This window comes from Variovorax paradoxus, assembly GCF_022009635.1.
GTDB lineage: Bacteria > Pseudomonadota > Gammaproteobacteria > Burkholderiales > Burkholderiaceae_C > Variovorax.
Window position 1 is genome coordinate 4,857,501 of sequence record NZ_CP091716.1, and the last position, 13,200, is coordinate 4,870,700.

The 13,200-nt window shown below is 67.3% G+C and carries 13 protein-coding genes (1 of these 13 cut by a window edge); 4 read left to right on the forward strand and 9 right to left on the reverse strand.

Translation table 11 applies throughout. From position 1 onward, the window contains the following. The 4 genes in view from L3V85_RS22400 to L3V85_RS22415 are tightly spaced (at most 32 nt apart) and all read right to left on the reverse strand, a layout consistent with a single transcriptional unit that may run on beyond the window. A protein-coding gene (locus tag L3V85_RS22400) for an enoyl-CoA hydratase/isomerase family protein (RefSeq protein WP_237674898.1) crosses the window boundary here: on the reverse strand, positions 1–1,045 show its 5' portion. 71 nt of this gene lie to the left of the window's left edge; only the first 1,045 of its 1,116 coding nucleotides appear in the window; its start codon is at positions 1,043–1,045; the stop codon falls past the left edge of the window. A gap of 29 nt (positions 1,046–1,074) precedes the next feature. Further along, positions 1,075–2,229, reverse strand: a complete 1,155-nt coding sequence (locus L3V85_RS22405) for an acyl-CoA dehydrogenase family protein (RefSeq protein WP_237674899.1) — start codon at positions 2,227–2,229, stop codon at positions 1,075–1,077. Further along, positions 2,226–2,588 (reverse strand): lysozyme inhibitor LprI family protein, encoded by a 363-nt coding sequence (locus tag L3V85_RS22410; protein WP_237674900.1) that lies wholly within the window; start codon positions 2,586–2,588, stop codon positions 2,226–2,228. Before L3V85_RS22410 ends, L3V85_RS22405 begins: the two co-directional genes overlap by 4 nt. 32 nt (positions 2,589–2,620) lie before the next feature. Then, complete coding sequence (locus L3V85_RS22415) at positions 2,621–4,144, reverse strand: CoA-acylating methylmalonate-semialdehyde dehydrogenase (RefSeq protein ID WP_237674901.1); 1,524 nt, start codon at positions 4,142–4,144, stop codon at positions 2,621–2,623. Positions 4,145–4,296: 152 nt separating this feature from the next. Here L3V85_RS22415 and L3V85_RS22420 point away from each other — a divergent pair, with 152 nt between their 5' ends. Beyond that, entirely contained in the window at positions 4,297–5,208 is a 912-nt protein-coding gene (locus L3V85_RS22420) for a LysR family transcriptional regulator (protein WP_237674902.1), read from the forward strand. A gap of 55 nt (positions 5,209–5,263) precedes the next feature. Beyond that, complete coding sequence (locus L3V85_RS22425; RefSeq protein ID WP_237674903.1) at positions 5,264–6,433, forward strand: pyridoxal phosphate-dependent aminotransferase; 1,170 nt, start codon at positions 5,264–5,266, stop codon at positions 6,431–6,433. Positions 6,434–6,437: 4 nt separating this feature from the next. On the opposite strand, the gene L3V85_RS22430 is transcribed toward L3V85_RS22425, so the two are convergent. From L3V85_RS22430 to L3V85_RS22445, 4 genes are all read right to left on the reverse strand, one after another. Beyond that, positions 6,438–7,514, reverse strand: a complete 1,077-nt coding sequence (locus L3V85_RS22430) for a DUF4241 domain-containing protein (RefSeq protein ID WP_237674904.1) — start codon at positions 7,512–7,514, stop codon at positions 6,438–6,440. Positions 7,515–7,530: 16 nt separating this feature from the next. Continuing rightward, a complete protein-coding gene (locus L3V85_RS22435) occupies positions 7,531–8,922 on the reverse strand; it encodes a CoA transferase (protein WP_237674905.1) in 1,392 nt (463 codons plus the stop codon). Positions 8,923–8,994: 72 nt separating this feature from the next. Further along, entirely contained in the window at positions 8,995–9,633 is a 639-nt protein-coding gene (locus tag L3V85_RS22440; RefSeq protein ID WP_237674906.1) for a 3-oxoacid CoA-transferase subunit B, read from the reverse strand. A 1-nt stretch (position 9,634) separates the two neighbouring features. Further along, positions 9,635–10,447: a CoA transferase subunit A gene (locus tag L3V85_RS22445; protein WP_237674907.1), complete on the reverse strand. Its 813-nt coding sequence runs from the start codon at positions 10,445–10,447 to the stop codon at positions 9,635–9,637. A 94-nt stretch (positions 10,448–10,541) separates the two neighbouring features. Between L3V85_RS22445 and L3V85_RS22450 the strand changes: the two genes are divergently transcribed. Together L3V85_RS22450 and L3V85_RS22455 are read left to right on the forward strand one after the other, a co-directional pair. Further along, positions 10,542–11,108 carry a LuxR C-terminal-related transcriptional regulator gene (locus L3V85_RS22450; RefSeq protein ID WP_237674908.1) on the forward strand — a complete coding sequence of 189 codons (567 nt, stop codon included), beginning with the start codon at positions 10,542–10,544 and terminating at the stop codon, positions 11,106–11,108. Between the two features lie 55 nt (positions 11,109–11,163). Next, positions 11,164–12,489 (forward strand): IS1182 family transposase, encoded by a 1,326-nt coding sequence (locus L3V85_RS22455; RefSeq protein WP_237674909.1) that lies wholly within the window; start codon positions 11,164–11,166, stop codon positions 12,487–12,489. A 129-nt stretch (positions 12,490–12,618) separates the two neighbouring features. Here L3V85_RS22455 and L3V85_RS22460 read toward each other — a convergent pair whose 3' ends face one another. Beyond that, a complete protein-coding gene (locus tag L3V85_RS22460; RefSeq protein ID WP_237674910.1) occupies positions 12,619–13,146 on the reverse strand; it encodes a GNAT family N-acetyltransferase in 528 nt (175 codons plus the stop codon). Positions 13,147–13,200: the final 54 nt, after the last annotated feature.

Sequence of the window (13,200 nt, forward strand, 5' to 3'; positions counted from 1 at the left end):
TGATTTCTTCGAGCGTGGCCGGGTTCCAGCGCGGATTGCGGTCCTTGTCGACCAGCACGGCACGGATGCCCTCCGCAAAATCCTTGTTCGCGCAAAAGCCCAGCGACGCCCAATACTCGAGCCGGAACACCTCGGCCAGCGACATGCGGTGTACGCGCTGCCACAGCTCGAAGCTCAGGGCCGCCGAGCTGGGCGCGCCCTTGGTGAAAGTCTTGGCGGCAGTCTGCAGCCAGGCATCGTCGCTCTGCAGTTCGCGCAGGCGCTTCGCAATGTCGAGCAAGTCTTCACCTGCCATCAGCGCGTTGATGGTGTCGTAGTGCTCACGCACCTTCGATGCGGGCATTTCCGCGCCCTCGCCCGCCTTGGCAAGAATGCGCGACAGCGTCGCGCGGTCGGCCTTGCCCTCGCCAGCCCACTGGGTCGAAGCGATTGCCTCGATCACATCGCCCTTGCGTTCCTGCGGCACCAGCACGTCGGCCAGTCCGCAGAAGATGGTGTCGGCAGCGTTGATGTTCGCGGCGGTGAGCGCCAGGAACAACCCCGTGCGGCCCGGCGTGCGGCGCAGGAACCAGCTGCCGCCCACGTCGGGGTAGAGGCCGATGTTGATCTCTGGCATGGCAATGCGGCTTTGCAGCGTCATCACCCGGTGCGACGCGCCCGCCAGCAGGCCGACGCCACCGCCCATCACGATGCCGTGGCCCCAGCACAGGAAGGGCTTGGGGAAGGTGTGGATCAGGTAGTCGAGCTCGTACTCCTCGCGGAAGAAGTCCTCGGCGTAGGTGTTGCGCGCGGGGCCGCAGTCCAGCAGCGTCTGATAGAGCTGGCGCAGATCGCCGCCGGCGCAGAAGGCCTTTTCGCCCGCCGCCTGCAGCAGCACGCCGACGACTCCGGCGTCCTGTGCCCATTCGCGCAGCTTGGGCGTCAGCAGGCGCACCATGTCCACGGACAGCGCATTGAGCGACGCCGGCGCATTGAGCGTGGCCACGGCAAAGCGCTGGCCGCCGGCGGTCTTGATTTCGTCGAAGAGAACTACGTTGTCGGTCATTGTTTTTTCAGGTCCTGGATGTTGCGCGCTCAGCGGATATCGCTGTCGCCCTCCAGCAATTTTCGCGCAACGATCACGCGCATGATCTCGTTCGTGCCTTCGAGGATCTGGTGCACTCGCGCGTCGCGCACCAGGCGCTCCAGCGGGAATTCGCTCAAATAGCCGTAGCCGCCGTGCAGTTGCAGCGCGTCGTTGCAGACGTTGAATCCCGCATCGGTCGCGAAGCGCTTTGCCATCGCGCAATAGGTGCTCGCGTCGGCATGCCCCGCGTCGAGCTTCGATGCCGCCAGCCGCACCATCTGCCGCGCGGCGACCAGTTCCGTCGCCATGTCGGCCAGCTTGAACTGGAGTGCCTGGAAGCTCGCGAGCGGCTTGCCGAACTGCTGGCGCTCGTGCAGATAGCGCCGCGCCGCGTCGAGCGCGCCCTGCGCCGCGCCCACCGAGCAGGTCGCGATGTTGATGCGCCCGCCGTCCAGCCCCTTCATGGCAATGCGAAAGCCCTCGCCCTCCTTGCCCAGCAGGTTCTGCGCCGGAATGCGCACGTTGTCGAAGTTGATGGTGCGCGTGGGCTGGCTGTTCCAGCCCATCTTGTGCTCCTTCTTGCCGTAGCTGATGCCCGGCGCGTCGGCCGGCACCGCAAAGGCAGAGATGCCGCTCGCGCCTGCGCCGCCCGTGCGGGCCATCAGCACCAGCACGTCGGTCGAGCCGGCGCCCGAAATGAAAGCCTTGCCGCCGTTGATGACATATTCGGCGCCCTGCAACTCCGCGCGCGTCTTCAGCGAGCCGGCGTCCGAGCCGGCGCCCGGTTCGGTGAGGCAATACGACGCGAGCTTGCGCCCGCTCGTCAGCTCTTCGCCCCATTGCTGCGCCACCGCGTCGGTCGCCCAGGTGCCGAGCATCCACGTCGCCATGTTGTGGATCGTGATGAAGGCCGTGGTCGACGGATCGACCGCGGCCATCTCCTCAAACACCAGCGCGGAATCGAGCCGCGGCAGGCCCAGGCCGCCGATGCGCTCGGGTGCATACAGGCCGCAGAAGCCCAGCTCGCCAGCCTTGGCAATGGCCTCTTTCGGGAAGAAGGCTTCCGCGTCCCACTGCGCCGCATGCGGCGCGAACTCGGCCTGCGCAAAGTCGCGCGCGGTCTGCGCAAAGGCGTTCTGTTCTTCAGACAGTTCGAAGTTCATTGTTCGCGCCCCTTCCAGCGGTCCAGTTCGGCGGTCCGTTTTCGGGTCGATTTCTCCAGGCATGAGTTGAACACCAGCGGCCAGATTGAACCGCCTTCGTTCGCCCTCGAAGCACGCTTGCAACCGGGGTCGCGCCCCTTGAGCCACACCCGCTGCTCGTTGCGCAGCGCGACGCGCATCTGGGGCGAAAGCGTCTTCATCACCTCGCCATACCGGATGTTGAGCGCGGCATCGGCCGCGCGAAAGTCGCGCACCGCGCAGTCGTTCATCTGCTGCTGGTTTCCGTTGGGATTGCAGTCGAGCGGCTCGTCATAGCCGGCCGCTTGAGCCGCACCGGCAATCAACGCAACCGCCGCCACCGCGCCCCAGGCCGCGACACGAAGCCCGTGCCTCATTTAAGACTGATCGTGGTGTTGACGCCGTGCGAGACGGTGCTGTCGTCGAACCAGCGCGCAGTCACCGTCTTGGTCTGCGTGTAGAACATGATGACCTGCTTGCCGTACGGGCCCAGGTCGCCGAGCTTGGAAGCGCGCGAACCGGTGAACGAGAACATCGGCACCGGCACCGGGATCGGCACGTTGATGCCGACCTGGCCCACGTCGATGTCTTCCTGGAAGCGGCGCGCCGCGGCGCCCGACTGCGTGAAGATCGCCGTGCCGTTGCCGTTCGGGTTGCTGTTGATCAGGTCGATGGCCTCGTCGATGGTCTCGGCGTCGGCGATGCACAGCACCGGGCCGAACACTTCCTGCTCGTAGATGGTCATGCCGGGCTTCACGCCGGTGAAGATCGTCGGGCCGACGAAGTTGCCCTTCTCGTAGCCGGGCACGGTGGGCTTGCGGCCGTCGAGCACCAGCTTGGCGCCATCGGCCTCGCCGCGTTCGATCAGCCCATTCACGCGGTCGTAGGCGGCGCACGAGACCAGCGGTCCCACGTCCACGCCCTTCTCGGTGCCCGCGCCGATCTTCAGCGTCTTCGCCTTTTCGATGAGTTCGGGCACCCAGTTGCGCGCCTCGCCCACCAGCACCGCCACCGACACCGCCATGCAGCGCTGACCGGCAGCGCCGAAGCTCGCGCCGGCCAGCGCGTTGAGCGTCTGCTCCTTGTTGGCGTCGGGCATGACGATGGCGTGGTTCTTCGCGCCCATCATGCATTGCGCGCGCTTGCCGGCCAGCGTGGCGCGGTTGTAGACGTGCGTGCCGACCTTGGTCGAGCCGACGAAGCTGATCGCCTTGATGTCCTTGTGGTCGCAGATGCCGTTGACGATGGCTTCGCCGCCATGCACCACGTTCAGCACGCCGGGCGGAATGCCGGCTTCGAGCGCCAGTTCGCACAGGCGCATGGTGACCATAGGGTCCTGCTCGGAGGGCTTCAGCACGAAGGTGTTGCCGGTGACGATCGCCATCGGGAACATCCACAGCGGGATCATGGCCGGGAAGTTGAACGGCGTGATGCCGGCGCACACGCCCAGCGGCTGCAGCAGCGTGTAGGTGTCGACACCGTTGGCCACGTTGTTGGCCAGTTCGCCGAGCTGCAGGTTGCCGATGTTCGACGCATGCTCGACCACTTCGAGCCCGCGGAACACGTCGCCCTCGGCGTCCGGCAGCGTCTTGCCCTGCTCGGCGGTGAGGATGGCGGCCAACTCGCCCATGTTCTCGCGAATGAGTTGCTGCAGCTTCAGGAAGATGCGGGCACGGGTGCCGATGGGCGTCTTGCGCCACGTCTTGAAGGCTTCCTTGGCGGAGGCCACTGCGGCGTCCAGCTCGGCCGGGGTCGCGAAGGGCACGCGGGCCAGCACCTGCTGCGTGGCCGGGTTGACGACGTCGCGCCATTCGGTGGTCTTCGATTCGACCAGCTTGCCGCCGATCAGCAGCTTGACGGTGGCGACCTGGGTCGACGGGGTGGTGGTGGCGTCCATGGGGGTTTTGTCTCCTGTGATCCTGTGAATTCGGTGCCGGCCCGGCCGGTGCAGAGCGACATCCTAGCTTTGCAGATTTGCCATGACAATAGACAAATATGCGCCACGGCTTTGCAAATTTGCAGAGCCGCAACCGGAGGGCAGGCAAGCACATGGACTGGGACAACCTTCGCTATTTCCTGGAGCTCGCGCGCTCGGGCACGCTCATGAGCGCAGCGCGCCGGCTCGAGGTCGACCACACCACCGTGGCGCGCCGCATCCAGGCGCTCGAAAAGGAAGTCGGCGCCCCGCTTTTCTCGCGTGAGGCAGGCGGCCACCGGCTCACCGAGGCGGGCCGGCGGCTGCAGCCGCAGGTCGAGGCGATGGAGAGCGCCTTCCAGGCGGTGGAAAGCACCGCGCCGGCCTCGCAGGAAGGCCTGTCGGGGCTGGTGCGCATCGGCGCGACCGAGGGCTTCGGCACCGTGGTGCTGGCGCCGCGGCTCGCGCTGTTCGCGGTGCAGCACCCGCGCCTGACCATCGACCTGCTGGCCATGCCGCGGCTGGTGCACCTGTCGCGGCGCGAGGCCGACATCGTCATCTCGCTCGAACGGCCCGCGCGCGGCCCGGTGGTCGTCACCAAGCTCACCGACTACACGCTGCGGCTCTACGCATCGAAGCAATATCTCTCGGCGCACAAGCCGATCAAGACGCGCGAAGACCTGCGCGGCCACACCTTCATCAGCTACGTGGACGACCTGCTGTTCAGCAAGGAGTTGCAATACCTCGACGAACTCCACCGCCCCGACAGCTTCGCACTGCGCAGCACCAGTGTGCTCGCGCAGCACAGCGCGGTGGCGGCCAGCGCGGGCATCGCGGTGCTGCCCGCCTTCATCGCCGAGAAAGACAGCGCGCTGCAACCCGTACTGCCCGGGCAGGCGAACTTCACGCGGACCTTCTGGATGTCGATGCCGGCGGAGACCAAGCACCTGGTGCGGATGCAGGCGACTTGGGAATTCCTGTGGCAGACCGCCGAGGCGCACCGCGACCAACTGCTTCTCGACAGCCCGGCCGCCTCGGTGGGCTGACGACAGGTTTCGTGCCATGCTGGCGCTCCCCGCCACGAGCAACGAGGAGACCGGAATGCCACGCCATCGCCCCGCCCGCCTGACCCACATCGCCGGCATCGGCGTGGACCGCATGGGCGCCATCGCCGACGACGCCGACGGGCCGCCGTTCCTGCGCCTGGAGAACCTGGACGTCGACATCCCGCCCGACCCCGAGGCCGTCGCGCGCACCGTGCGCGCGGCTTCCGAGGATGCGGACAACAGCTACCTGCCTTTCGTCGGCCAGTCGCGGTTGCGCGACGTGGCGGCGCGGCATGTGTCGGCGCTGTCGGGCGTGGCGTACAGCGGCGCGCGCAACTGCGTGATCTCGGCCGGCGGGCTCTCCGGCATCCTGAATGCGCTGCTGGCCACCGTCGAGGTCGGCGACGAGGTGCTGGTGACCGACCCGACGTACGCCGGGCTGCTCAACCGCATCCGCCTCGCCGGCGGCACACCGAAGTACGTGCCCTTCCGCTTCACCCCCGGTGGCGAATGGAAGCTGGACCGCGACGCCCTTAAGGCCGCCGTTGGCCCGCGCGTACGAGCGATGCTGCTGATGTCGCCCTCGATGCCCACCGGTGGCTACTTCGACGAGGAAGACTGGCGCGCAATCGCCGCCCTGTGCGTGCGGCACGACCTGACGCTGATCCTCGACACGGCCATGGAACGGCTGCTCTACGACGGCCGCAAGGTGATCCACCCCGCCGGCCTGCCGGGCATGGCCGAGCGCACCATCACCGTCGGTTCGTCGGCCAAGGAACTGCGCATGATCGGCTGGCGCGTGGGCTGGACCGTCGCGCCCGAGAGCTACATGCCCGACCTCGTGGCCGTGTCGCTCGCGAACGTGGTGGTGCCGGTGGGCATCGCACAGGATGCGGTGGCGACGGCGCTGGAGCAATCGCCACGCACGCTCGCGCCCTATGTGAGCGAACTGGAGCGCCGGCGCGACACGGTGCTCGACGAGTTGAAGGGCCTGCCGGTCGGCGTTCCGGCCGGCGGCTGGTCGCTGCTGCTGCGCACCAGCGACTTCGGCATCGACGGGCAAACGCTGTCCGAGCGGCTGTTGAAGTCGCGCGTCTGCGCCACGGCGATGCAGGGCTGGGGCGAGACGCATGGCGCGCAGTACCTGCGCTTCGTCTTCTCCAACGAACCCGTGGAGCGACTGCGTGGACTGGGCGACAAGGTCCGCGCCGCGCTGGGCGCCTGACGGCTCAGGAGAACAGGCGCTTCCAGAGGCTCTTGCCCGCAGCCGGTTCGGCGGCAGTTGCGGCGGCGGCTTCGGAGTTTTCGAGCAGTTCCATCAGCCCCGGCACGCGCGGTTTCTTGAGCCGGCGCGCGTAGACAAGGTAGCTTTCTTCCTCGTCCCCGGTATAGAACAGCGGCGGCATCGGCAGCGATGGCATCGAGCCCAGCAGCACGCGCAACGCTTCGAGCTGGTTCGTGCGGATGGTGCTGGTGATGGCGGTTTCGCCCAGCGACGGAATGATCTCGTTGGCGCCTGCGAGCCCTTCGTCGAGCAACGACCGGACGAGAGACGAGTCGCCTGCCACGGCCGCCGCGCCCAGCGCGTCGAGGGCCGCCAGCTTCTCCGGCGACAGGCTGGCCTTGTAGGCATCGCCGCGCTTGTCGTTCTCGTCGCGCGCATCGCCGCCGGTCATCGTCATGAAGTCGGTCACCAACGCCACGGGCTCGCCGGCCGCATCGAGCGCCCAGAAACTCGGGTAGCTGCCGTCGCCCCAGCCCGAGCTGAAGATCAGGATGTTGTTCGCAGTGCCGGCCCCCTGCGGGTAATGGTCGGCGATGTCGGCCGAGCCCAGTTCCTCCGCGAGCACGTCGTCGTAGTAGTTGAAATGGGCAGACTTTTCGGATTCGCGCGCCTCGCGCTCGGCCATGGCCTTTGCGGCATCGGCATCCATGAAGCAGCCCACGCCGGCATCGACGGGGTAGCCGAAAAACTCGTCGTCTCCGAGCCCCTCCAGCGATTGCCCTTCGAGAAGCGCCGGTTCCCAACGCAGATCGGACACCCGGTGCCCAGCGCGTTCGCTCAGCCAGAGCACCGCCAGCGCATGGCGGCCCTTGTCGTGCAGCACCTCGACGGGGAACGCGCCACGCCGGTTCACGCCGCGCACGAACGCTTCGCGCTCGGGCTGCACCAGGGGGTCACACGCCACGATCCGGCCGCTCGTGATGTTCAGCAAGCCGCAGGGCTGACGATGCAGATGACGCGCGCCGAGTGCGTCATCGTCGAGGAAAACGGATTGAAGGTTGTCGATATCGAGATAGGCCATGCACCCAGTTTCGCACTCATTCCATGACAGCCGGCCAGAGCGCCACATGGCTGCCCGGTGGCATCGAGGGACGCGGCCACGCGGCGGGCGTTCGCTGAAGCATCGCGCTATGGCGCAACGCCGCCAGTTCGCCGAAGCCCGAGGCGGTGGTCTCGATGTAGGGCGCAAGGCTGGGCTTGGCGATGGAAAGCCCTCCTGGCACACGCCCCAGGCCGCGCAGCCAATGCCCCGTCTGCGCCAGCGACACCCGCACATGCCAGCTGCCGCCTTCGCGCTGCTGCCGCCACAGCGCCGCGGCGGCGCCGAAAGCGATCAGGTAACCGGTCGCCTCGTCGAGGATCTGCATGGGCAGCGGCTTCGGCTTGCCGTCCCCGGCGGCCTCGCCTTCGGCGTGGTTGAACCCCATCGCGGTCTGCACCAGCGAATCGAAACCCCGCCGGCTCGCCCATGGCCCCTGCGTGCCGTAAGCGCTCAGCGACACGCACACGATGCCCGGTCGCTGCTCTGCCAACGCCGCCGGTCCGAAGCCCAGGGACTCGATCCCGCCCGGCCGATAGCCCTGAACGAATACATGCGCATCGGCAACCAGCCGTTGAAGCGCCGCCCGGCCTTCTTCGGTCCGCAGGTCGGCATGCGCCGACAGCTTGCCGCGGCTGGTATCGGCGATCGCGGCGATGTTCGGCAACTGCGGTGAATTCACGAGCATCACGTCGGCGCCGTAGGCCGCGAGCGCGCGTCCGCCCACCGGACCGGCCAGCACGCGCGTCAGGTCGAGCACGCGCAGGCCAGACAGCGGCCGCTGGTCTTCGCGCAGCGGCGCCAGCACGAGCGGCGGCGCGTCGCCGATGCGCTCGATGGTGAAAAGGGGCTGCGCCGCGACAGCCTGCCCTTGCGGCGTGGCGTCCCACTCGTCGAAGCGCCGCAGTGCCGTCGCGACCAGCCCTGCTGCGGCAGCCGCGTCCTCGAACTCGCGGGCGCGCCAAGTGGCCATGACGGCCTCGGCATCAGCGCGCGTGGCCGTTGCCGGATCGAGCTTCATCAGCCGCAGCGCGCCGTCGCGGTGATGCGCGAAATTCGCATGCACGCGCACCCATCCGTCGACGCAGCGATAGAGCCCCGAGAACGCATCCCATTGATCCGGTACCTGTCCGTCGAGGCTGAACCAGCCGATGCATTCCAGCGCCGCGTGCAGCATGTCGACACCGACCTGCTGCCGCCCGGTGCCGCGCAGGTGCCCCAGCTCGCAGGCGGCCAGCGCCGCCGCCGCGACGGTGCTCTGCGCCGCGGTGCCGACCGCGAAGGACGACGGCAGCACCGGATCGGCGCCGGTGAGCCGCGCAAAAGACAAGGCTTCCTCGGGCAGGCCCGCGTGCCGCCAGATGCCGGCCAGAGCTTCGCTCGCATTCATTTCGGTTCTCCAATGCAAAAAGGCAGGGCCCGCTTTCGCTGCCCTGCCCTTGTCGTCGTTGCGCCAGTCGCCTTACTGGATCAGCTTGGCGCCCGTCTTGGCCTGCAGCGCGTCGAAGGTGACGCCCGGCGCCAGCTCGACGACCTTCAGGCCTTCGGGCACCACGTCCATCACGGCCAGGTCGGTGATGATGCGGTCGACCACGCCCACGCCGGTCAGCGGCAGGGTGCACTTCTCGAGGATCTTCAGGTCCTCGGTGCCGTCCTTCTTCTTGGCGACATGTTCCATCAGCACGATCACGCGCTTCACGCCGGCCACGAGGTCCATCGCGCCGCCCATGCCCTTGACCATCTTGCCGGGGATCATCCAGTTGGCCAGATCGCCCTTGGTGCTGACCTGCATGGCGCCCAGGATCGACAGGTTGATCTTGCCGCCGCGGATCATCGCGAAGCTGTCATGGCTGCCGAAGATGGCCGAGCCGGGCAGCGTGGTCACGGTCTGCTTGCCGGCGTTGATCAGGTCGGCGTCGACGTTCTCTTCGGTCGGGAACGGGCCGATGCCGAGCATGCCGTTCTCGCTCTGCAGCCACACTTCCTTGGTGCCGGTGTGGTTGGCCACGAGCGTAGGGATGCCGATGCCGAGGTTGACGTAGAAGCCGTCCTCGAGTTCTTGGGCGGCACGGGCCGCCATCTGGTCTTGGGTCCAGGGCATCTCAGGCTCCTTCTTTCTTGTTGGCGGGCACGGTGGGCACGGGCACTTCGCTGCCGGCTGCCGCCTGCGCGATGACGGTCTGGGCCTCGACCTTGGCGGCCGCTGCGTCCACCGGCGCGGCGGCGCTCACGGTGCGCTTCTCGATGCGCTTCTCGGGGTTGGCGTTGAGCACGATGCGGTGCACGTAGATGCCCGGCAGGTGGATGTCGTCGGGGGCCAGTTCGCCCACTTCCACGATCTTCTCGACCTCGACGATGCAGATCTTGCCGGCCATGGCCGCGGCCGGGTTGAAGTTGCGCGCCGTCAGGCGGAAACGCAGGTTGCCCGACTTGTCGGCCACGTCGGCCTTCACCAGCGCCACGTCGGGCACCAGCGAATGTTCCATGACGTAGGTCTCGCCGCCGAACTCGCGCAGTTCCTTGCCCTCGGCCACTTGCGTGCCGACGCCGGTCTTGGTGAAGAAGGCCGGGATGCCCGCGCCGCCGGCGCGCAGCTTCTCGGCCAGCGTGCCCTGGGGCGTGAATTCGAGGGCCAGTTCGCCCGCGAGGTACTGGCGCTCGAACTCCTTGTTCTCGCCGACGTAGGACGCGATCATTTTCTTGATCTGGCGCGTCTCGAGCAGCTTGCCGAGGCCGAAGCCGTCGACGCCCGCGTTGTTGGAAACGACGGTGAGGTTCTGCACGCCGGAATCCTTCAGCGCGTCGATCAGCGCTTCAGGAATGCCGCACAGGCCGAAGCCGCCGACCGCGAGCATCTGCCCGTCTGCGACGACCCCCTTGAGTGCCGCGTCCGCGGAGGGATAAATCTTGTTCACTCGGGCTCCTTGATGGATGAATGGAGAGTGGGTGGGAAAGCCTTGAACGATACTACCTACCCGCATACGTAGTATTTCGTAATGGTGACACCCGATGCCCGAGATCGATTACCGGCTGGCCTTTGAACACGCGCCCGTCGGCATGGTGGTTTCGAGCAACCGCACCATCGTGGCCTGCAATGTGCGCGTGTGCGAGATTTTTGGCGCAACGCCCTCCGCACTGGTCGGGCATTCGTTCAGCATCCTGTACCCCAGCGTGGCCGAGTTCGAGCGCATCGGCAAGCGCATGGAGCCATTCCTGAACGCCAGCGGGCACTACGCCGACAACCGCATGATGAAGCGGCTGGGCGGCCTGCACGGCTCCATTGCCGGCGAGACCTTCTGGTGCCACGTGACGGGCCACGCGCTGAACCGCGCGGCGCCGCACGAAGCCGGCATCTGGACCTTCGAAGATTTGGGCTCGCGCCGCGCGGTGAAGGCCGAACTGACGCCACGCGAACGCGAAGTGGCCGCACAGGTGATGCGCGGACTGACCTCGAAGGAAATCGGCAAGGCACTCGGCATCAGCCACCGCACGGTCGAGCTGCACCGGGCACGGCTGATGCGCAAGTACGCGGCCTCGACCACGGCGGAGCTGGTTCAGAAGCTCATTGCAGGCTAGGAGCGTGCGCGGCAGAAGGCGTGACGAGTGCGCGAAGGCTTGATAGATTTGGCGCATGCCCGTGAGCTACCTGCCCTATGAACCGCAGCAGCAAAGACTGCTTCCCGACGCCCTTCAAGACTGGCTGCCCGAAGGGCATCTGGCGTACTTCATCAGCGACAGCGTCGACAGCCTGGATCTGAGCGCCTTCCACGCCCGGTATGCCAAGGGCGGGCCGCGCAACCAGCCGTTCCACCCGGCCATGATGGTCAAGGTGCTGATTTACGGTTACGCCACCGGCACCTTCAGCTCGCGCAAGCTGGCGGCCAAGCTGCACGAGGACGTTGCCCTGCGGGTGCTGGCCGCGGAGAACTACCCGGCGCACCGCACGCTCTCGGACTTCCGGGCGCTGCACCTGCAGGAGCTGGCGGCGCTGTTCGTGCAGGTGGTGCGCCTGGCGCGTGAGTGCGGCCTGGTCAAGCTCGGCACGGTGGCGGTGGACGGCACCAAGCTCAAGGCGAATGCGAGCCGCCACAAGGCCATGAGCTATGACCGGATGGTCAAGGCCGAGGGCGAGCTCAAGGCGCAGATCGACGGCCTGCTCAACCGAGCGCGTGCCGCCGACGATCTGGAGAAGAACGAACCCGACCTGGACGTTCCCGGGGAGATCAAGCGCCGGGAGGACCGGCTCAAGGCGATCACTGAGGCCAAGCTGCGCCTGGAGCAGCGCCAGCGCGAGGCCGATGCGGCCCGCGGGCGCAGCGCCGACGACGAACGCAAACCCCGCGACAAGGACGGCAAGCCCAAGGGCGGGCGCTACAAGCGCGACTTCGGTGTTCCCAAGGACAGCGCCCAGGAGAGCTTCACCGACACGGACAGTCGGATCATGAAGCGCTCGGGCGGGGGCTACGACTATGGCTACAACGCCCACACGGCGGTGGACGAGAGCGCGCAGCTCGTGGTGGCAGCGGAACTCAGCAACAACGCCGCCGACAGCGACCGCCTGCCGGTGCTGTTGGCCGCGGTGAAGGCCAACCTGGGCGAGGATGCCCGACAGGTGCTGGCGGATGCGGGCTTCCGCTCGGAGGCCGTGTTCGAGCAGCTCAAGGACAGCCCGAGCGAGCTGATCGTGGCGCTGGGCCGAGAGGGCAAGCAGGCGCTGGACATCGACGCCGAACAATACCCGCGCACCGCAGCGATGGATGCCAGGCTGAAGACGCCCCAAGGCCGAGCGGCCTACCGCAAGAGGAAGTGGATCGTGGAGGCGCCCAACGGGTGGATCAAGAGCGTGCTGGGCTTCAGGCAGTTCAGCCTGCGGGGATTGAAGAAGGTCCAGGCCGAGTTCAAGCTCGTGTGTCTGGCGCTGAACCTGCGGCGCATGAGCGCATTGATGGCCAGATGAGGCCCGTGGCCGGGGGTGAATCCGCGCGCCGCTCGCCTGCGGCAGGCCGAGTAGGCGCCCTTGTGGTCGTTCGAGAACAGCCAACGCGCCGCGCGAGTGCTTGCGAGGCGCGCACAACTCAACGTGGGGTCACAGCGGCGCAGAAAAACTTCTGCCGCGCGGACTCCTAGGCGCCGGCAGCTCCAGCGCCAGGCGCACCATGTCGCGCAGCACGATGCCGTCCTGCTTCTGCACCCTCTTCGAGCGGCGTTCGAAGAAACCCACATCGACCCCGACGATGCGAAAACCGAAGCGTTGGTAGAAGGCCAGCTCGCGCAGGCTGCTGTTGCCCGTGCCCACCTCAAGCCGCTGCGCGCCCCGTTCGGCGGCCAGCGCCTTCGCCTTGCGCAGCAGCGCGGTGCCCACGCCCCGCCCGTGCAGTTCGTCGCTCACCGCGATGTTCATCACCTCCCAGATGTCGACGCGGGTCTGCATCAGCACCATCTGGCCCACGACGAGGCCGTCTATTTCCGCGAGCCACTGCTCGCCGCGCGAGAGGTATTTCTCGATCTCCGCGCGCGGGCCGTCGGCGGCGAACAGCAGCTTCCAGGGCGGGGCATCGGCGGGGTTGGCGCGGCGCATCTTCGGCCGCGCTGCGGGTTCTTTCTTCTTCGTCATCCGTTGGTTGGGGTCTGTGTTTCGTCTGTAATCCGCGCCGCTTCATTTGCATCG